This is a genomic window from Sorangium sp. So ce394 (assembly GCF_051474665.1).
GTDB classification, from domain to species: domain Bacteria; phylum Myxococcota_A; class Polyangia; order Polyangiales; family Polyangiaceae; genus Sorangium; species Sorangium cellulosum_D.
The window spans coordinates 11,071,847-11,091,336 of record NZ_CP150339.1; the positions used below are offsets into that span (position 1 = coordinate 11,071,847).

Genomic DNA, 19,490 nt, shown 5'->3' on the forward strand with positions numbered 1-19,490 from the left:
GGCGTATACATAAGCTCTCTCTTGCCGCCGCGCCCCGATGAACAACCCCAGAGCGTACCGTCGGTCGCGGCCAATCGGCCCGCAAGCTCGGAGTTCCGAACCTCGATGAGGGGCAGCTCGAGCTCGGAGCCCCGCGTCAGCGCGGCCAAGCCGACCGGAGGGGCTGACGCGCGCGGGGCCGGCGGCGCGCCTCCGCCGGGCGGCCGGGACGGCCGGGTGCTGCGCTTCCTGTTCCACCTCGTGTGGATCTGCCTCGTGCCGTTCGCGCTCGCGGTCGTGAACGTCTGGCTGCTCACCCCGTCGTCCGAGAGCGGGAGCACCCAGCCGCTCCGCGTCTTCGTCGCCGAGCAGCAGATCCCGGCCGGCATCGTGCTCTTCACGATCTTCGCGATGATCCTCTGGCGGTTCCGCTACGAGCTGCCGTTCGCGTCGGCGATCGGCGTCGGCGGCCGCCGGGACATCCCGCCGAAGGTGCGCGCCCGCTTCGAGGACGCCGCGGCGCTCCTCGAGGAGGCGCACCGGATCCTGCGCAGCCGGAAGCGCGAGGTCGAGCGCGAGCTGACGAGCGGCGAGCGCGAGCAGGTGATGCAGGCGATCGCCGCCCTCGAGCGCGCGATGAGCGCCGAGACGTTCGACGCCGACGAGTTCGACGCCGCCCTCGGCCGCGCCGATCGCACGGTCGGCGAGCACCTCGGCCGCTGGCGCAAGGGCGAGATGCGCGAGTATGCCGAGTCGATCGGCATCGCCGTCGCCGTGGCGCTCATCCTGCGCGCCTTCGTCGTCGAGGCGTTCAAGATCCCGAGCGGCTCGATGATCCCGACCCTCATGGTCGGCGACCACATCTTCGTCAACAAGTTCACCTACGGCCCGCTCATCCCCTGGACCGACCAGCGCCTCTTCCCTCGCCTGCCGCCGTCGCGGGGCGACGTGATGGTGTTCAAGTTCCCGGAGAACAAGGAGCAGGACTTCATCAAGCGGACGATCGCCATCCCGGGCGACACGCTGGAGGCCATCAACGGCCGCCCCATCCTCAACGGCTGGCTCGTCCCCCACTGTCACGTCGGCCCCTACCGCTACGAGGGCCGGCAGGCGGAGCTGTTCGTCGAGTTCCTCGGGGAGAAGTCGTACTTCACGCTCTACGACACGAACCCCGACGAGACGATGTGCGTCGCGAACGACGACTGCACGCCGGGCTCCACGTGCCGGGGCGGCATCTGCGGCATGCTCCAGGGCCCCTTCAAGGTGGCCGCCGACGAGGCGTGGGTGATGGGCGACAACCGCAACAACAGCCACGACTCGCGCAGCTGGCGCGGCGGGCTCGGCGCGGGCGTGCCCTTCGAGAACATCAAGGGGCGCGCGATGTTCGTGTGGATGAGCTTCGGGCCGGGCGGGGGCATCGCGCAGGATCGCCTCTTCGTGAACGTGATGGGCCGCCCGAAGCTCCCCGGCGCGCACGAGGCGACGCTGCAGGAAGGCCTCGACAAGTGCCTGCGCGAGCGGCCTCCCGTCTCCGAGACGACCCCGCCGCCCGCGCCCGCGCGCGGGCAATCCAAGCGCTGAGGCCGCCAAAACAGGCGAGCGTGGGGAGCTGCGCTCCCTGCGGCGCTCGTGTACGTTGCCCCGGCCCTCGGGCCGACGCAGCGCGTCCCCCGGCCCGAGGCGACGGAGGAGACGATGGCACGTGCGGTCGAGATGTGGAGCCTGGCGCTCGCGGGCAGCTTGCTCGCTGGAGCAGGGTGCAGCAGGGAGGAGGCCTCGACGACGAGCGCAGCGACCTCGGCGGTGGCCTCGGCGCCCCCGGTGGCGCCCGCCGCGACGGACCTCGTCGGGTACGTGGCCACGTACCCGACCATGGAGCCCCAGCCCGGGCGCCGGCGCCTTCAGCAGCAGTTCGCCGCGTACCAGTCGGCGGACGCCAAATCGAAGGAGCTCGCGCGCCTCGACAGCGGGGCGATCGTCGACCTCAAGGCGAGCTACCAGGACTGGATGCTCGTGGCCTTCCAGAGCGGGGGCCAGCCCACGCTGGGCTGGATCGAGCTCAAGGTGAACGACACCCGCGCGACGACCGTGACCGACGCGGAGGCGCGCGCGGCGACGGCGACCCCTGCGCCCAAGACGGCCGACGCGGGGACGACCGGCGGCGGCGACGCGGGGGCGACCGGCTCCGGCACCAACCCCGACGCGGGGACGACCGGCGGCGGCGACGCGGGGGCGACCGGCTCTGGCGCCAACCCCGACGCGGGGACGACCGGCGGCGGCGACGCGGGGGCGACCGGCGCCGGCGCCAACCCCGACGCGGGCGCGGCGGACGGCGGCGCGCGGCGCAAGATCATCCTGAAGAGGCCGTAGAGTGCACCGACGAAGTGAGCAGCCCGAGCGCAATTTTCTGATGGGCGCTCGCTCGTTCGCGCGCCACGCTACACGGGCCTGAGGCGCCCGAGCGCCAGCTGCGTGCGCCTCGAACCTCCAGACAGGAGCCTGGTGCATGAGCGACACGATGTGGGCGCTGACGTACAACCGCGAAAAGCAGCCGTGGGAGTCCACCGTCGGGCTGTCGAAGGACGAGGTCGAGCGCCCGGCGATCAACGAGGCGAAGGACTACCACGATCGCGCGAGCGTCCTCGTGAAGCCGATCATGACGGGCTTCTGCGGCTCGGATCGCGGCATCTGGTTCCGCGGCGCGTTCAAGGACATGATCTTCAAGTCGCTCGATCGCGACCGGAAGGCGACGCGCACGATCGGCCACGAGCTGCTCGGCCGGGTCGTCGACCTCGGGACGGACGCGCGGCGGACCTTCGGGCTGGAGATCGGCGACATCGTGTCGACCGAGAGCCACATCGCCTGCGGCGCCTGCTACCAGTGCCGCGTCGGCGACACCCACGTGTGCGCCGACGATAAGATCATCGGGATCAGCGAGGATGGCTGCTTCGCCGAGCTCGTCAAGCTGCCGGCGAAGAACCTGTGGCGCACGGACATCGCGAGGATCCGGCCGGAGGTCGCCGCGGTGCAGGAGCCGTTCGGCAACGCCGTGCACGCGTGCACCAAGGTGAACCTCCGCGGCAAGCGCGTGGCCATCTTCGGCTGCGGCACCATCGGCCTGTTCGCGGTCGCGATCGCGCGCGCGATGGGGGCCATCTACATCATCGGCGTCGAGCCGCTGGAGCGGAACGCCGAGATGGCCCGCCGCCTGGGCGCCGACGTGGTCCTGCGCCCGCACCGGGCGAGCCCCGAGCGGCCCCACGCGAGCGATCCCGAGCTGACGGAGCGGGTGCGCAAGCTGACGGACGGGGTCGGCGTCGACGTCGTGCTCGAGATGAGCGGCGTGAACAGCAGCGTGAACAACGCGATCCACGCGGCGAGGCGCGGGGGCGACGTGATCCTCTTCGGCCTGAAGAGCGGCGACGCGGTGATCGAGAACTTCGATCGCCTCATCGTCGACGGCATCAGCCTCCACAGCGTGATCGGCCGCCGCATGTTCGAGACGTGGCACATCACGCGCCACCTGCTCGAGTCGCGCGATCCGAACATCCACGACCTCATCTGGGAGGTCATCCTGAACCGGGGTCAGGAGACGGTGTTCGATTTCAACGACTACGACCCGGCGGCCTTCCAGGAGGCGATCTCGAACCACCCCAAGGTGATCCTCCGGTACTGAGCCCGTCAGCCGACGACGCCGAGCTGCCGGCCGACCTTGCGGAAGGCCTCGATCGCCCGATCGATGTGCGCGGGCTCGTGCGCGGCGGAGAGCTGCACCCGGATGCGGGCCTCGCCCTTCGGCACGACGGGGTAGGAGAAGCCGATGACGTAGATACCCTCGGCGAGGAGCGCCTTCGCCATGTCGTTCGCGAGCCGCGCCTCGCCCAGCATGATGGGCACGATCGGGTGGATGCCCGGCTTGACGGTGAACCCGGCCTGCGTGACCCCCTGCCGGAAGCGGCGCGCGTTCTCCATCACCTGCTGGCGCAGCGAGGGCTCGGCGTCGATGAGGTCGAACACGGCGATCGAGGCGCCGGCGATCGCGGGCGCGAGCGTGTTGGAGAACAGGTACGGCCGCGAGCGCTGCCGGAGCAGGTCGACGATCTCCTGCCGGCCGGTGGTGAAGCCGCCGCTCGCCCCGCCGAGCGCCTTGCCCAGGGTGGAGGTGATCACGTCGACCCGGTGCATGACCCCGCAGAGCTCCGCGGTCCCCCGCCCCGTCTGTCCGATGAACCCGGTCGCGTGCGAGTCGTCGACCATCACCATCGCGCGGTACTTGTCGGCGAGCTCGCAGATGGTATCGAGCTTGGCCAGGTATCCATCCATCGAGAACACGCCGTCGGTGGCGATGAGCCGGAGCCGCTTGCCCTCCGTCTTGCGGAGGATGTCCTCGAGGGCGGCCATGTCCCCGTTCGGGTAGCGGTGCCGCTCGGCTTTGCAGAGGCGGATGCCGTCGATGATCGAGGCGTGGTTCAGCGCGTCCGAGATGACGGCGTCCTCCTCGCCGAGGAGCGTCTCGAACAGGCCGCCGTTCGCGTCGAAGCAGGACGAGTAGAGGATCGCGTCCTCGGTGCCGAAGAAGCGGGCAATCCTGGACTCAAGCCGCCGGTGCAGGTCCTGCGTGCCGCAGATGAAGCGGACGCTGGAGAGGCCGAAGCCGTGCGAGTCGAGCGCCTGCTTCGCCGCGCCGATGACCGCCGGGTGCGACGAAAGGCCAAGGTAGTTGTTCGCGCAGAAATTGAGGACCTCGGCGCCCCCCTCGGTCCGGATCGCCGGCCCCTGCGGCGTCGCGAGGATCCGCTCTTCCTTGTAGAGACCCGCCGCACGGATGTCCTCCAACGCCCGTGCGTACAATGACCGAGCGACATCGAACATGGATGTCGTTATAAAACGGGGTCCTCAGCAGGTCGACGGGGGAACGCCGTACGGCCGTCCCGCGCGGGGCTGCTCGCCGGCCTGAGCGCCGGCGGGCGACCCCGGACTCGAGAGGCAGGGTGCGCGCGGCTTTGTCTCGCGCGGCGCGGACGGGGCCTACTCGATCCCGGAGCGCCGTGGCAGAACGGCCGCGTTCGGCGCCGCGCGATCGCCGCGCGGCACGCGCGTCGGCGCGGCGATCGCGCGGCGCGCGCCGGGCGCACGAGCGCCGCCGGGAGGAGCAGGCATGACGGAAGCCAGGGGGGACTTCCGGCGGAGCGCCGGCGTGCTGTGCGCCGTCGCGTCGCTGTCGGCCGCCGCGGGCAACCCGGGTTGCAGCCGCGCAGAGGACGCGCCGGGACGGACCGTCGCGGGCTCCGCCGCGGGCACGGGGGGCGCGGCCGCGGCGAGCGGTACGGGCGGCGCAGGCGGCGCAGGCGGCGCAGGCGGCGATGCGTCCTACGCGATCTCGACGCTCGCTCCGGCGATCGCGTTCGACGCGACGCCGGACGCGGGCGCGGCGTACGTGTACTTCACCGCGATCGACGCGGGCGGCAGGGCCGGCGTCTTCAGGACCAGCGCGCGCGGCGGCGGCGCGGGCTCCACCGAGATCGCGGCCGGACCGCCCTTCGTCGCGCCGCTCGGGATCGCGGCGAGCGCGGACGGCGGCCGGCTCTTCGTGGCCGATCCGGGCGCGGGCGGCGCGGCGCTCGACGACGCAGGCGCCCTCTTCGCGATCGACCTGCCCGGCGGCGCCGTCGCGCCGGTCCGCGGCGGCGAGGGGATGCGCGCGCGCGGCCTGGAGGTCGCCCGGGGCGCGGACGGCGAGGAGCGGATCGTGTTCTCGGGGCGCGATCGCGAGGGCGGCCAGCCCGGCGTGTTCGCCCTGCCGGCGCGCGGCGGCGAGGCCTCCGCGATCGCCACGGGGAGCCCGCTGGTCGATCCGAGCGGGGTCGCCGTCGCCGGCGGGGGCGACGTCTTCGTGTGCGACACCCTCGCGAGCCCCGATCGGACGGCGACGATCTTCCGGATCGAGGACGGCTTCGTGAGCGCGTTCGCGGCCGGGCTCCACGTCGGCTATCCGTGCGGGCTCGCGCTGACGCGCGACGACGCGGCGCTGCTCGTGCTCGCGCGCGACGTGGCCCGAGGCGTCGACGAGGTCGTGCGGATCGAGGTGGCGTCCGGGGCGCGCTCGGCGACGGCCGCCGGCGCCCCGGGCCACGACGAGCCCGGCGGGCTGCACCGGGCGAAGGGCGCCGACGTCTTCGCGTTCGTCGATCACAGGGCCCAGGAGCAGGGATCGGTGTTCCTGCTCGGGCCGTGAGCCGCGGAGGAGCGATGGGAGGACCCGCACGCATGATCCACCGACCGTCGCGCGTCGCCGCCGCCATCGCGGCGTGCGCCGCGCTCAGCGCACCCGGCCTCGCCGCCGCGTCGAGCCACCGCGAGGCGCCGGCGATCGCCGGGGATCCGGCCGCCGACAACACCGATCTCTACGCGTGGGTCGAGGGCGCGAACCTCGTGATCCTCGCGAGCTACATCCCGTTCGAGGAGCCCGCCGGCGGGCCGAATTTCCACGGCTTCTCGGACGACGTGCTCTACGAGGTGCACATCGCCCGCGGGCCGTCGAGCCTCGAGGACGCGCTGACCTACCAGTTCCGGTTCTCCACCACGCCGTACCGGGCGGCCGATCCGGCGGGGCTCACGCCGGCGCCGAGCGGCGGCAACGAGTTCTTCGCGCAGCTCGCCGGCGCGGAGCAGACGTACACGATCACGAAGATCGAGGGCGGAGCGTCGAAGGTCATCCTGGCCGGCGCCCCGGTCGCGCCGCCGAACATCGGGAAGCGGACGAACCAGCTCGCCTACCAGATCACCGGCGGCGGCTACCCTGCCTTCGCGACGTCCTCGAAGTTCCTCAAGCAGATGGCCGGCGGCGAGGGGCGCGCCTGGGCCGGGCCGCGCGACGACGGCTTCTACGCCGACCTCGGCCGCGCGTTCGACCTCGCGGGGCTGTGCCCGCTCCTCGCGGCGCCGAACCCGTCGTGCGCCGGGCGCGACAACCTCGCCGGCTTCAACGTCCACACGCTCGCGCTCGAGATCCCGCTCGCGGTGGCCAACGGCGGGTCGGCGCCGACGCCGGGGGCGAGCGACCGGCAGACGCTCGGCGTCTGGGCCTCCGCGAGCCGCCGCAAGGTGCGGATCCTGCGCGCGAACGGCAAGGAGGACGGCCTGGGCCCGTGGGTGCAGGTGTCGCGGGTCGGCATGCCGCTCGTCAACACCTGGATCATCGGCCTGCAGGACAAGGACAAGTACAACCGCGCGCACCCGCGCGACGACCTCGCCAACTTCGGGGCGTACTTCCTGAACCCGATCGTGGTGCGCGACGCGGAGTTCGCCGGCCTTTACCGGGCTGGCCAGCCGCTCGCGGGGTTCGATCCCGAGGCGCTGAAGCAGAACCGGACCGACCTCATCGATCTGTTCAACCTGAAGCCTGCGCGCCTCGGGGGGCACAACCTGGAGACGGTCGGCGACGTGCTCCGGATCGATCTGGGCATGCCGTCGGCCTTTCCGAACGGCCGCGCGCTGGTGCCCGGCGCGGATCATGAGCAGACCGACGTCACCGACGCGCTGCTCACGCTCCTGCTGACCGGCGCGCCCGGGACGACCGCGGGCGACGGGGTCGCGGCGAACGACGCGCGGTTCCTGCCGGCGTTCCCGTACCTCGCGACCGCCTGGGAAGGCGCGACGCAGGGGCATTTCCGGCCCTGAGCCGGCCGGTGCGGCGCCGCGCGCCCGTCACGGCGCCGCGCGCGTCACGGCGCCGCGCGCGTCACGGCGCCGCGCACGTGCGCCCGGCGCAGCGGCCGCGGCACTCGGGGTGCGCCTCGGCGTAGCGCGTCTGGCGGGTGACCGCGGCCAGCGCGTCGACGGAGCGGCCGCACGGGCCCGCGGCGCGCGGGGCGCGGCAGATGCCGGCGTCGGTGGGTCCGACGCCGTCGCAACGCAGCCCGTCCACGCACTCGAGCGACGACCGGCACCGCGCGCCCTCGCCGAGCGCGCCCCGGACGAGCCCCTCACACGCCGGTGGAATCGGGGCGGCGAGCGGAGCGCCCCAGTCGCACCCCTCGAGCGATCGCGCCATCGCCTCGACGCAGCGGCCGACCGCGTCGGTCGACAGGGTCACCGCCTTCGCGCGGAGCGCGAAGCTCAGCGCGCGCGCGCACTCCGCGCCGGCATGGAAGCCCGGACTTCCGCCGCAGCACGCCGCCTTGCGCCGCGCGGGGAGCGCGTGCAGCGCCTCGCACAGCCGCGCCGCGAGCGGATCCGGCGCGCCCTCGGCCTTCGGGTAGACGGGAGAGATCTCGTCGCCGACCGGGGTGTCGACGGGCGGCGTCGGCGAGGAGCCGCTCGGCGAGGAGCCCGCGTCCGGCGAGGGCGCTGCGGTCGCGCCCGCGTCCGGCGGGGGCGCTGCGCTTGCGCCATCGTCCGGCGAGCTGCGCTGCGCGCGCGCGCAGGCGGCGCCGAGCTGCAGGATCAGCGCCGCGGCGCAGAGCCGCCGCAGGCGGTCGCGATCCGTCGAGACAGGCAATGCGATCCCCTCCGCGCTGCGCGCTGCTGGCCGATCGAGCGATGCGCTGGAGCGGCGAGCTTGCCGGCGCCTACCGGCGAGGCAAGCTCTTTCGCGATCGGGATCGAGGTCGCGACGCCGCGGTAAGAGGCGCGGCTCGCCCCGGGCGGAGCTCCAGCGCGAAAGGAGGTCGACGCTCCGATGCTGCGACGAACGGCTCGCCTCTTCGCCTGCGTTGCCCTGAGCGGGAGCCTCGGTTGCTCCGGGCGATCGCGCGGCGACGCCGTCCCGGCCGCGTCAGCGTCGCCGGCCGCGCCAGCGTTGCCGGCCGCGCCAGCGTTGCCGGCCGCGCCAGCGTTGCCGGCCGCGCCAGCGTTGCCGGCCGCGCCAGCGTTGATCGAGCGCCCTGACGAGGCGCCGGCGCCCTCGAGCCTCGACGCGGCGCGCAGGCTCGCGCTCGCGGCGCCGGTGGGCGTGAGCGCCGCGGATCTCGAGATCGAGGCGCTGTCGCGGCGGCTCGCGAAGGCGCCGGGCGGCGCGGATCTCTGGAGCGCGCTCGGCTTCGCGTGGATCAAGAAGGCGCGCGCCTCCGGCGATCCGTCGCTCTACCGCCGCGCTCACGCGTGCGCGGAGCTCGCGCTCGCGCAGGCGGAGGGCGATCGCGCGTCGCTCGACCTGCTCGGCCTCGCGCTGCTCCACGACCGCAGGTTCGTCGAGGCGCGCGACGCCGCCGAGCGGGTCCTCTCGCGGGACGGGGGCGACACGCTCGCGCTCGGGACGCTCAGCGACGCGGAGCTCGGGCTCGGTCACTTCGAGGCGGCGGTCGCGGCGGCGCAGCGGATGGTCGACCTGCGGCCGGGCTTGCCGTCCTACGCGCGGGCCGCGCACCTCCGCTGGCTCCAGGGCGACGCGGCGACCGCGAAGCGGATCATGCGCCTGGCGATCGACGCGGGCGATCCGCGCGAGCCCGAGGCGCTCGCGTGGGCGCTGACGCAGGCGGCCGCGATGTTCTGGCACGAGGGCGACCACGAGGCCGCGGACCGGGGCTTCGAGCGGGCGCTGGCCGCGCAGGGCGAGTATCCGCCGGCGCTGGCCGGCAGAGCGCGCGTCGCGCTGGCCCGCGGCGCGTGGGGCCGCGCCGTCGAGCTGCTCGAGCGGGCCCACCGGCAGAGCGCGGAGGCGGAGATCGCGTGGCTGCTCGGCGACGCCAGGGCGGCCGCCGGCGACCGCGCCGGCGCGGCGCGGGCCTACGAGAGCGCGGTCGCCGCTGGGCGCCTCTCCGATCGCCGGACCCTCGCGCTGTACTACGCGACCAAGGGCCTGGAGCGCGACGAGGCCGCGCGGCTCGCCGCCGCGGAGCGCGCCGTCCGCGGGGACATCTACACCGAGGACACCGTCGCCTGGGCGCTGTACCGCGCCGGCAGGCTGTCCGAGGCGCGCGCCGCGAGCGACAGGGCGCTGGCCCTCGGCACCAGGGACGCGCGCCTGCTCTATCACGCGGGGGCGATCCGGATCGCGCTGGGAGACCTTGAGCAGGGCGAGCGGCTCGTGCGGGCTGCGCTCGATCTGAACCCGAGGTTCGATTGGACGGGAGCCGCGGAGGCCGAGCAGCTCCTCGCGCGGCGGACTTCCATCGGCGGCCCAGCCCGCTGACAGCGCGCCCAGCGCGCATCAGGCCGAGTCCGATCTCGTCGCCAGCGACCTCAGGTGTCGTATTTCACCGTCGATGGGATCACCAGCGGCGGAGGAGCGATCGCGGGCTGGGACGGCGCCGGAGCGGGCTCATCGGCGGATCCAGCGCCTGGCTGGCTCTTGGGTGGTTGGCCGTGGAGCTCGCGGAGCCGGGCGGGAGCGGGCTCGACCGCCGTCGGGGCCTCTTCCGTGCCCTCGCCCTCCGCGGTCGCGACCGGGGGTATGCTCACGGCGGGCGGAGGTGGGACGAACATCCTCGGCACCCGGATGGAGCGGGCGATCGACGCGACCTCCGGGAAGCTCGTGGCCATCCGCTCGACAAACGCCGCACGGGCCGCATCATCGGGGGCGCTCGCCGACGCGTTCGCGACCCGCAGCGCCGACCAGAGCTCATAGTACCAGGCGGAGAGGGAGGCATGCGCTTCCAGCAGGTCACGAATGGTATCCTCGGAAACGATGATGTTCTTGCCCATGGGCGAGAGGATACATGACCGAGCGGCGCCTCCCACCTGGTTCGAACGGCACAATCCCTGAGGACTCCGCGCCTGGCGGCCGCTCCGCGGGCGAGGCGCGCGGCGCGAGCCGCGGCGGCGCGGCGGCGGCCGACGGCGCCACGTCGCTCAGGATCATCACCTATAACGTCCGCTACTTCGGGCACGGCACGCGGGGCATCGCCTCGACCAGCGCCGCCATCACCCGGATCGCGACGACGCTGGCGCGGCTCTCCCCGCTGCCCGATCTCGTGTGCCTCCAGGAGGTGGAGACGCAGTCGCTGCGCTCCTCGACGATGAACCCGCGGTGGCACCCGGAGGAGACGCAGCTCGATCGCTTGATGACCGAGCTGCACGCGGCGCTGGCGCACGCAGAGCGGCCCGAGCGCTACGTCGCCTACTACTTCCCGGCGCACACCTACAGGCTCACCTCGCGGACGAACATCTACACGACGGGGCTCGCGGTGATCGCGCGCGACACGTTCCGCATCGGGCACCACAACGCAGAGCGTCCGCACGACATCACCCACCGGCGGAGGGTCAAGAGACTGAAGCAGACGCGCATCTGCGCGCATGTGTCGTTCGAGCACGAGAGCGGCCAGACGTTCGATGTGTTCAACACCCACCTCAGCCTGCCGAGCGTGTTCTCGAGGGAGTTCTGGACCGGCGAGGCGCGGATGGGGTTCGGGCCGAACCAGCTCGAGGAGGCGCGCGTGCTCGCCGACTTCGTCCACCGCGAGCGGCGGAGCGACAACTTCGTCGTGGTCGGCGACTTCAACTCGCTGCCGGGCTCGCCGGTCGATCGCTTCCTGCGCGAGGAGATCGGCTTCGTGGACGCGTTCGCCAAGGTCCGCTGCCTCTCCGAGATCGAGGCGCGCGCCTTCCCGACGGCCGGCTTCATGAACCTGCGCATGCACCTCGATCACGTCTACTCGTCCGAGCGCCTCGAGTGGCTCGACTTCGCGGGCACGCACCCGTTCGGTCACAAGGGCGCGTTCGCCGGCCTCTCCGATCACGTCCCGCTGATCGCGCGCTGCCGCCTGCCGGGCACCTCCGGCTGACCGCCGCGCCGCGCAGCGCTGCCGCCCTGGCGCGTCCGGGCGTCACCCCGGCAGCCAGAGCAGGTCGTCCATGATGGGCTCGAGGCACGCGGAGATCTGCGGACCGAGATCGCCGCCGCACGCGAGCTTGCCGAAGCAGGCGCGGACCTCCTGCCGGCCACGGCTGTTCATCGCGCCGATCGCCCGCTCGAGCTGCGGGCCGAGCCCCTCCTCGAGGCTCTGCCGGCAGGTGTCGTAGTCGAGGTCTCCGCACCCGGCGATCCGGCCGCAGAGGGCGGCCATGAACGGCGCGAGATCCGACCGCGGCAGCGTGGTGGCCGTCATCGCGTCGGAGCCGCAGCGGCTCACCTCCTCCGCGTAAGCGGCGGTGAAGGGATCGCCCTCGAACCGCCTCAGCGCTGCCAGCGAGCACTCCGAGGTGGCGCGGAGCATCCTCGGCGAGGCCATCGTGGTCATCCGGGTGCATTGCTCGAACTTGGGCCAGCCCTTCGATTGCTCGGTGGCCCGCTCGTAGAGCTCCTCGAGGTACACGCACCACGCGCGCTGCGCCTCGCGCTGCTCGCGGTGCTCGGGTTGCTCGACGGCCCCCCTCCGCTCCCCTCGCCCGTCGCGCGCCTCGAGCGCGGGCTGCGCGGGCGACTTGGCGGGAGCCGCGTGCGGCGCTGAGCCGCCGCATCCCGAGCCCAGGGCTGCGGAGATCAGCGAGGCCGCGCCGAGCATGGACGAGGCGGCGCGGGAGCTGCGACCACGGATTGTGCCTTTCACGAGAGCCTCCCTTCGTCGGACAGGCTGCGAAGCAGCTTTCCTGGCCATCGAGGCCATGCGCGTGCAGAACCGGCCCAGCGACGGTGCACGTGCACAGCCCAGGCCACGGCCGCGCCGGTCGAGGCGGCCGCGAGCGAGCGGGGGCGCTGGGGCAGCGAGGGCGGCGGGCCGGAGAGCGCGGCGGCGGAGCGGCGCGGGGGCTTTGCCCGATCAGCGGCCGGGCCGCTGGCCGATGAGCAGCTTGAGCTTGAAGAGGGCGCCGATCTGCCCGCGGTCCATGGCGATGCGCGGGAAGTTCAGGGGATCGAAGGACGAGAGCGTGCAAAGGCCGGAGTTGTTGGTGAAGCCGATCTCGAACCCGGCCTCCCTGACGGCGCGATGGAACGCGCCGCACAGGCTGTAGCCGACGGGGTACGCGACCGCGTGAACGGCCTCGTTCAACGCGTCGGAGAGGACGCGGCGGGAGCGCGCGAGATCGCGCGTGGCCTCCTCGGGCGACAGGGTCTGGAGGACCCGGTGGCTGTGCGAGTGCGACTGCACGTCCATGCCCGCCCGCCGCAGCGCCGCGATCTGGTGCCAGTCCATGATCGTCCTGGCCGCGATCGCGCGCTCCTCGCAGAGGTCGATCGATACGCCCGTGGAGCGCTCGATCTCGTCCCACAGGCGGCCGATGTCGACGCCGGACGTGCGCTTGATGGTCTGGCAGACGAGGGTCGCCGCGGCGACCGGGTCGCGCTGCGGCTCGAGCACGAGCGTCGCTGGGTAGGCGAGCTCGACGCGCGCTCGCCGGCACCGGTGCATGAGGAGCGCGACGCGGTCCCACCAGAAGAGGCGCCCCTTGCCGGGGTACTCGGTGGCGACGAAGAACGTGGCCGTGACGCCGGCGCGCTGGAGGAGGGGCAAGGCGACGTCGTGGTTGTCGCGGTAGCCGTCATCGAACGCGACCATGACGGGGTTCGGCGGGAGCTTCCGGCCCTTGGCGAAGCGCCGCACGTCCCGGAGCGACACCACCGTGCAGTGCGCCTTGATGACCGCGAGTTGTTCCTCGAACTCGCACGCGCTCACCTCGGCGACGCCGGGATCGAGCTCGTCCACGTCGGAGACCTCGGCGATGCGGTGGTAGGTGAACACGGAGAGCACGGGCAGCCGGAGCTTCGCGCGCAGCCACAGGAAGCGATCCAGGAGCCCGAGGGTGTCGAGCGCGCCGGCGGCCAGCGCGCGACGGCCGTGCGGCATCCCCCTGCGAACCCACGTCAGTGGATGTGCGATGACGTACACGCATGTATTCCAGCACACAAACAGCGTCCGTGCTCGCGTTCCGGAGCGGCTCGGAGGGAGCGGTCCTGCGCGCCGGACGTTGGGCCGCCGAGCGGGAGAGAAAGGTTCGGCGGTGGACGATCCCGCTAGACTGGCGGCGATGTTCGCGACGGACGCGCCTCAACCTCGGTCGGCCGAGGATGCGCCCCAACCTGGGTCGGCTGGGGGGGATGGGCCCCAACCTGGGTCGACCGAGAGCGCGCCTCAACCTGGGTCGGCTGGGGACGGGCCCCAACCTGGGTCGGCTGCGGACGTGACCCAACCTCGGTCGGCTGACGGCCATCCGTCGAAGCCGCTCTCGCCCCTCGGCACCATCGGCGTTGCCCTCACGACGGCAGCGATCGTGTTTGCGCTGGGCGTCTACGCCGTCGAGACGGGCCTGCCCGGGCTCGCAGAACGCAGCCGGGAGGCTCTCCCGGCGAACATGGCGGCCAGCGGTCCCGCCAGCGTCATCACCGCAGCCTCGAGCACCGCAGCCTCGAAGCAAGCAGCCGCCCCCGTGCAGCTGACCGCCCAGCCCCCGCCGAGCGCGACCGAAGCCGCTGTACAGGCCGCACCTCCGCCGTCCCCCGCCGCGCCTCCACCCCAGCCCAGCCCCGAGGCGCCACCCCCGCCTCCACCCCAGCCCACACCCCCACCTCCACCCCAGCCCAGCCCCGAGGCGGCGCCGGCACCTCCACAGCCGCCGGCCACCCAGGCCGAAGCGAGCGTTCCGCGGAACCCGCGCCGCGGCTACGGCTTCCTCAAGCTCAACTCCTCCCAGAACGCGACCGTGTACGTCACGGGCGTGGCGGTGGGTCCCAGCAATCAGCCCATCGAGGTGCGCTGCGGGCGCTTCTTCGTGAGGCTCGGCGAGCCGACGCGCAACGGTACGCGATGGCTCGCCGAGGGCAGGACGGTTCGCATCAAGTGCGGTGCGCTGACAGAGGCGGCCTTCTGAGCTCGTCCACGCCGCTCTCGGTCGTCGCGAGGACGAGGTAGGTGACCGAAGCAGCCCCCGCGCCCAGGAGCGCTTCCCGGCACGCCGCGAGCGTGGCGCCGGTCGTGGCCACGTCATCGACCAGCGCGACCCGCCGGCCGTGCACGCGCTCCGGAGCGCGGACCCGGAACGCCCCCGCCACGTTCTGCAAGCGGAGACCGCGCGGGAGCTGCGCCTGCTGCGCCGTGGGACGGACGCGGCAAAGCGCCCGCGGGGCCATCGACGCCTGAAGTCCGTCAGCGACGTACGCAGCCAGCAAGGCCGCCTGGTTGTACCCCCGCTCGGCGAGACGGCGCGGATGCAGCGGCACCGGGACCACGAGGTCGGCGCTCACCGCGGCGTCGCGCGCCGCGCCGAGCAGCAACCGGCCAAGCGGACGCGCGAGGTCCGGCCTATCCCCGTACTTGAAGCGCCGGATCCCCTCCGCGACCGCCCCGCCGAACGCAGCGAACGCGACGAGCTCGACGCCCGCCGCCGCGCTTGACCCCACCGCCCTCCGCAGCGGGCGCTCCGCGTACGGCACGGTGGTCCGCGCACAGTCGGAGCAAAATACCGCGCCAGCTGCGATGGCGGCGTCACAGGCGGCGCAGGCCGGTGGGCTGAGCGCACGCGCAGCGACGGCGGCCAGAAAGCGGATTGCGGCGACGAGGGCGCGGGAAGGGCTCATGGGCTGCCAGCGCGATCGTCGTCAGGAGCGGGCGCGCGGTTGCGCGATCGGACAAAAGAGGATCTCTTTGCAAACGACGCGCGGTACGATCCCCCGCGTCGTGGATCGCGTCCTGAAATTCCGGCGCTCTCGCAAGGGGAGGAGGGGCCGCCGTTGAGCGCGTGGCGATGGACGGATGAGCGCGGCGTCCAGCGGCTCGTGAGCACCGCCGAGCTGCGCAGCGCGCTGGCTGCCGGGGTCATCCCGGGCTCCACGCTCGTGTGGCGCCAGGGCATGGAAGCGTGGGCCCCGGTCTCCAAGCAGCCGGAGCTCGCCGACGCCGCGCAGCTCCGGCGCAAGCCGGACGCGGGCGCCGCTCCGCCCGACAAGCCCGCCGCCGATGCCCGGGCGTCGGCGCGCGACAGCGGCGCGACGCTGGAGCTCGAGCTCGTCGAGGAGCTGGGCCCGGCGCCCGCCCGCCCGGGTCAGCGCCCGGCGCCCCCGGACAGGTCCGCGAACGAGCGGCGACCTGCGGCGTCCCCGGGCCGGGCCACCGCCCGACCGCAGCCGCCCCCCCCGCCGCCGCGGAAGCGCGAGCCCATGGCGACGCTCGCGGGGGTCGAGGCTCCGGCGAGCGCGCCGGCCAGCGGACAGAGCGCGCCGATCGTCGTGCCTTCGGCGGGCGGAGCGTTCGACGCGGGCGTCGCCCGCGCGATCACGCAGCTGCCCCGCTACGACGGCTCCTCGGCAGGCGACGAGGGAGCGCCCGCGATCCCGCGCGCGCCGAAGCTCCCCTCGGCGTCCGAGGACCCCGAGGACACGTCGGCCGGTCAGCGTCCGGCCGGCGACGCAGGCGCCGCCGGCGGGATGACCGAAGGCGGCGAGCCCGCAGCGCCGAGGCGCGCGGCGGGCTCGGCCGCGCCCAGCAGGCCCGGCGCGACGCCGAAGGCCGCCGGCGGCCCGGCCGCGCGCGCGGCGAGGCCGCCCCGGCCGCCGCCCCTGCCTCCAGGCCGCGACGCAGCGCCGGCCGGCGCTGCGCCGCAGGAAGACGGGCGCAGCGGCGCAGCCGCCGTCGCGGATCAGGGCGCCGGCAAGCCCCTCCCCACAACGCCGCCGGCGCTGGCGAGCCCCAGTCGGGGCACGAAGCGGCCCGCGAAGGGGCGGTCCGTGCCGCCGCCGCCGGTCCCGGTCCGGTTCCCCGCCGTCGCAGCGAAGCGGCCTGCGGGCGCGCCGGCGCTCGATGCACCGGATCACACCGCGGCAGGCGCGAAGGCCCTCGTCCGCCTCGGAGCGCTCCCCGCGCCGCCGCCGCGCCCGCCCGCGGACGCTCCCCGCGCGACGCCGGTGGCGGCGCCGCCGTCCCCCTCGCAGCCGGCCGCAGCGCTCCCTTCGCCCCCGGCTGCCCCGATCCCCTCGGCCGAAGCGACGCCCGTCTCGATCGCCGCCGACGCGGCGGCGATCGCGTCCATCGGACCTCGCCTCGCCAGCCCCGCGGCGCCCGGCGACGGTCCCCCGCCCCGCGGCGCCGACAGCACGCCGGCCGACGATGGCCGGGTCCCATCGGAGCTCCGCGCCGTCAGCGAGGCCCCCGAGCCCTCCACCACGACGGCGCCGCACCGCGAGGCCAAGGAGCACGCCGCTGCGCCCGTGCCCAGCGAGACGAAGCGCTCCCCCCTGGCCGTCGACCCGACGATGGGGCGCCGCGAGTACGCCACGATCCCCTCGGCCGGCGTCGGCGCAGGCGCGCCGCAGGGCGTCGGCGCAGGCGCGCCGCAGGGGCACCCGGCCAGGCGCGCGTGGCCAGGCTTGCTGCCCGGGCTGCGCCCTGCGTCCGCCGCGGCTCCGCCGGCGCCGCGCTCCGATCGCGGCTCCGCCCCGGGATCGAGCAACGGCCCGCCTGCGCTCGATCCGCGCGCCCTCTCCGCGCGGCGCGCTCAGCCGCCCCTCGCGGGCGCGCCGGCGCGGGGCGACGGCCGGCTCTCCACGGCGGTGCCCGTGCCGATCTCGTCGCTCATCGGCATCTGCGGGGCGGCGGTGCTCATGAGCATCGCCGCCTTCTTCGCGGGCCGCCACTCCGTCGCAGCCGCGCGGCAGCCGCTGATCGCGACGGCGCGCCCCGCGCTCGGCGCCGCGCAAAACGTCGCTCGCTCCGCGATCCCCGCGCCGCTGAAGCCCTGCTGGGTGGCGCGCCAGCCGCAGCCATGGGCGCCGCTCGTCGCGAAGAGCATCCCCTTCGAGGTCACGGCGACGAAGGGCGGCAAGCTCCTGGTGGGCTACGCCAGGAGCGCCATGGAGGCCGTCGGCCTCGAGATCGATCCCGCGACCGGGGAGCGGAGCGAGAAGTTCTCGAACCGAGAGGCCGCCGACATCGTGAGCATCTCGCCGGTCGAAGACACCTTCACCGTCCTCACGTCGGCGCAGCAGGCCATCCGCTCCCCGGTCAGCGTCCCGGGGCCCCGGCCGTTCGTCATCGGCCTGGCCGACGGCGCCGTGGTCGCGGCCGACGACCCCGGCGCCGCGCCCTCGCGGCTCTGGCCGGTGCAAGGCGACGAGCCGCTCGAATCGCCGCGCGCCCTCGCGGCCGGATCCCACGGGTACGCCGTCGCGTTCCGCCGCGAGAAGGCCGTGTGGGCCGGCTGGCTCGACGCCGAGCGCAGGCCCGCCGGCGAGCTCACCCGCGTGAACGGCTCCGGGGGCGCGCTCGGCAAGCCTTCGCTCGGCTGGAACGAGCGCGCCCTCGCCGTCGTCTTCGCCGACCGGCCCGCGGACGGACGATGGGAGATCCGCGCCGGGCAAGCCGCGCCGGGCGACATCCCCACGTCGACCCAGGTGATCCCGCTCCCCTCCGGCGGCCCCGGCGGCGACGCGTTCGCGCCGGACATCGCGGGGCTCAGCGACGGACGCTGGCTCCTCGTGTGGACCGAAGGCCCTCCGGGGAGCCGCGCCATGCGCGCGCAGACCCTGGCCCCCAACTTCTCCCCGATCGGCGATCCGATCGCGCTCTCGCCCCCGGCCGGGAACTTCGGGCAGGGCGTGCTCGGCGTCGCGCCGCGATCGGGCTACGTGGGCGTCGTGTTCCTCTCGAAGCCCGCCGCGAGCTACGAGCTCTGGGGGGTCATCCTCCAATGTGGATGACGAGGGCCCCGGGCGCGAGCCGCCTCCGGGCGGCGGCGCTCGCGCTGCTGCTCGCCGCGGCGCACGCGCCGCTGCTCGCCGCGTGCGCCGCGCAGGCGTCGCAGCTCGAGCAGGGCCGGGCCCTGCGCACGGGCAAGCAGCCCTACGACGAGTTCTTCGAGGCCGCGCTCGCGCTCCGCGAGGAGTCGCTGAAGGCCGAGGCGCTCGCGGACGCGGCGCGGGCCGAGCTCGCGCGCGCGGCCGGGCTCGATCCGAGGTCGGCCGCCGACGCGGCGCTCGACGCTGCGCGCGCGCGCGCAGCGGAGCTCCGCGCGTCGGGCGTCTCGCTCCACGTCGAGCTCGCGCCGGAAGCGCGGCTCGTCAGCGCGCGAGGCGGGCGCTCGCTCGACGCGGACGACAGGGACGCCGTCGAGGCGCTCGAGGCGTCGTTGAAGAGCTCCCTCGCGGCGGCGAAGCAGCTCGGCGAGCTGTCGAAGCGCGCGGCGGCGCTCGAGAAGCAGCGGACGTCGCTGGCAGCCTCGTGGGCCGAGACCATGGCGGGCGACCCGCAGCGCCGCGAGGCGAAGCGCGAGCTCGAGGCGGCCGAGCGCGTGCTCGCCGAGGCGGGAGCGGTCGCCGAGCGGCACGCCGGCAGGGCGTCGAAGCTCGCGCTCGATCTGGTGCTCGCCGTCGACGCGGGCGTCGCGCCGGCGCGGCGAGGCGCGGCGCGGCGCCCCACGCCGAGGCAGCCCACCGGAAGCGCCAAGGCGCCGCCGCAGCGCGGGAGCGGCGCCGGAGCCGCGCCGAGGCCGCCGAAGCCGCCGCCGCCTCCGAACGGCGAGGACGATTTCGATCCGTGACGCCGCCGGCGCGGCGGCTCGCCCTGTCCGGCGGCAACGCCTCCGGACAGGAGCGGCACTGCGTCCCATTCGGCAGCTTCCCCACTTGTCCGACGAGCGCCGGGACG

At 74.4% G+C, this 19,490-nt stretch carries 15 protein-coding genes; 9 read left to right on the plus strand and 6 right to left on the minus strand.

Going from position 1 to position 19,490, the window contains the following annotated elements:
* Positions 1 to 105 precede the first annotated feature (105 nt).
* The 3 genes from lepB to WMF33_RS40875 all read left to right on the plus strand — a co-directional run bounded on the left by lepB (position 106) and on the right by WMF33_RS40875 (position 3,655).
* Positions 106 to 1,560 (plus strand): signal peptidase I, encoded by a 1,455-nt coding sequence (gene lepB / locus WMF33_RS40865; protein ID WP_437333672.1) that lies wholly within the window; start codon positions 106 to 108, stop codon positions 1,558 to 1,560.
* A 114-nt stretch (positions 1,561 to 1,674) separates the two neighbouring features.
* Positions 1,675 to 2,349 (plus strand): hypothetical protein, encoded by a 675-nt coding sequence (locus tag WMF33_RS40870; RefSeq protein WP_437333673.1) that lies wholly within the window; start codon positions 1,675 to 1,677, stop codon positions 2,347 to 2,349.
* A gap of 136 nt (positions 2,350 to 2,485) precedes the next feature.
* Positions 2,486 to 3,655, plus strand: coding sequence for a zinc-binding dehydrogenase (locus WMF33_RS40875; protein ID WP_061624923.1), 1,170 nt, complete (start codon positions 2,486 to 2,488; stop codon positions 3,653 to 3,655).
* Positions 3,656 to 3,660: 5 nt separating this feature from the next.
* Here WMF33_RS40875 and kbl read toward each other — a convergent pair whose 3' ends face one another.
* Complete coding sequence (gene kbl, locus WMF33_RS40880; RefSeq protein WP_437333674.1) at positions 3,661 to 4,851, minus strand: glycine C-acetyltransferase; 1,191 nt, start codon at positions 4,849 to 4,851, stop codon at positions 3,661 to 3,663.
* A 286-nt stretch (positions 4,852 to 5,137) separates the two neighbouring features.
* On the opposite strand from kbl, the gene WMF33_RS40885 reads away from it, so the two are divergent.
* Positions 5,138 to 6,214 carry a hypothetical protein gene (locus tag WMF33_RS40885; RefSeq protein WP_437333675.1) on the plus strand — a complete coding sequence of 359 codons (1,077 nt, stop codon included), beginning with the start codon at positions 5,138 to 5,140 and terminating at the stop codon, positions 6,212 to 6,214.
* A 32-nt stretch (positions 6,215 to 6,246) separates the two neighbouring features.
* Positions 6,247 to 7,659 (plus strand): DUF4331 domain-containing protein, encoded by a 1,413-nt coding sequence (locus WMF33_RS40890; RefSeq protein WP_437333676.1) that lies wholly within the window; start codon positions 6,247 to 6,249, stop codon positions 7,657 to 7,659.
* A gap of 61 nt (positions 7,660 to 7,720) precedes the next feature.
* Here WMF33_RS40890 and WMF33_RS40895 read toward each other — a convergent pair whose 3' ends face one another.
* Positions 7,721 to 8,479, minus strand: coding sequence for a hypothetical protein (locus WMF33_RS40895; protein WP_437333677.1), 759 nt, complete (start codon positions 8,477 to 8,479; stop codon positions 7,721 to 7,723).
* Positions 8,480 to 8,851: 372 nt separating this feature from the next.
* Here WMF33_RS40895 and WMF33_RS40900 point away from each other — a divergent pair, with 372 nt between their 5' ends.
* The gene (locus tag WMF33_RS40900) at positions 8,852 to 10,111 is read left to right on the plus strand and encodes a hypothetical protein (RefSeq protein ID WP_437333678.1); all 1,260 of its coding nucleotides are present in this window, start codon (positions 8,852 to 8,854) and stop codon (positions 10,109 to 10,111) included.
* Between the two features lie 50 nt (positions 10,112 to 10,161).
* Here WMF33_RS40900 and WMF33_RS40905 read toward each other — a convergent pair whose 3' ends face one another.
* Positions 10,162 to 10,623 (minus strand): hypothetical protein, encoded by a 462-nt coding sequence (locus WMF33_RS40905; protein WP_437333679.1) that lies wholly within the window; start codon positions 10,621 to 10,623, stop codon positions 10,162 to 10,164.
* Positions 10,624 to 10,637: 14 nt separating this feature from the next.
* Between WMF33_RS40905 and WMF33_RS40910 the strand changes: the two genes are divergently transcribed.
* On the plus strand, positions 10,638 to 11,702 hold the full coding sequence (locus WMF33_RS40910; RefSeq protein ID WP_061623866.1) for an endonuclease/exonuclease/phosphatase family protein: 1,065 nt from the start codon (positions 10,638 to 10,640) through the stop codon (positions 11,700 to 11,702).
* A 42-nt stretch (positions 11,703 to 11,744) separates the two neighbouring features.
* On the opposite strand, the gene WMF33_RS40915 is transcribed toward WMF33_RS40910, so the two are convergent.
* From WMF33_RS40915 to WMF33_RS40925, 3 genes are all read right to left on the minus strand, one after another.
* Positions 11,745 to 12,467, minus strand: coding sequence for a hypothetical protein (locus tag WMF33_RS40915; RefSeq protein WP_437333680.1), 723 nt, complete (start codon positions 12,465 to 12,467; stop codon positions 11,745 to 11,747).
* Positions 12,468 to 12,677: 210 nt separating this feature from the next.
* Positions 12,678 to 13,703, minus strand: a complete 1,026-nt coding sequence (locus WMF33_RS40920) for a polysaccharide deacetylase family protein (protein ID WP_437333681.1) — start codon at positions 13,701 to 13,703, stop codon at positions 12,678 to 12,680.
* A gap of 986 nt (positions 13,704 to 14,689) precedes the next feature.
* Positions 14,690 to 15,253, minus strand: a complete 564-nt coding sequence (locus WMF33_RS40925; protein ID WP_437333682.1) for a ComF family protein — start codon at positions 15,251 to 15,253, stop codon at positions 14,690 to 14,692.
* 330 nt (positions 15,254 to 15,583) lie between these two features.
* Between WMF33_RS40925 and WMF33_RS40930 the strand changes: the two genes are divergently transcribed.
* Entirely contained in the window at positions 15,584 to 18,544 is a 2,961-nt protein-coding gene (locus WMF33_RS40930) for a GYF domain-containing protein (protein ID WP_437333683.1), read from the plus strand.
* Entirely contained in the window at positions 18,541 to 19,383 is an 843-nt protein-coding gene (locus WMF33_RS40935; RefSeq protein ID WP_437333684.1) for a hypothetical protein, read from the plus strand. Before WMF33_RS40930 ends, WMF33_RS40935 begins: the two co-directional genes overlap by 4 nt.
* Positions 19,384 to 19,490 lie beyond the last annotated feature (107 nt).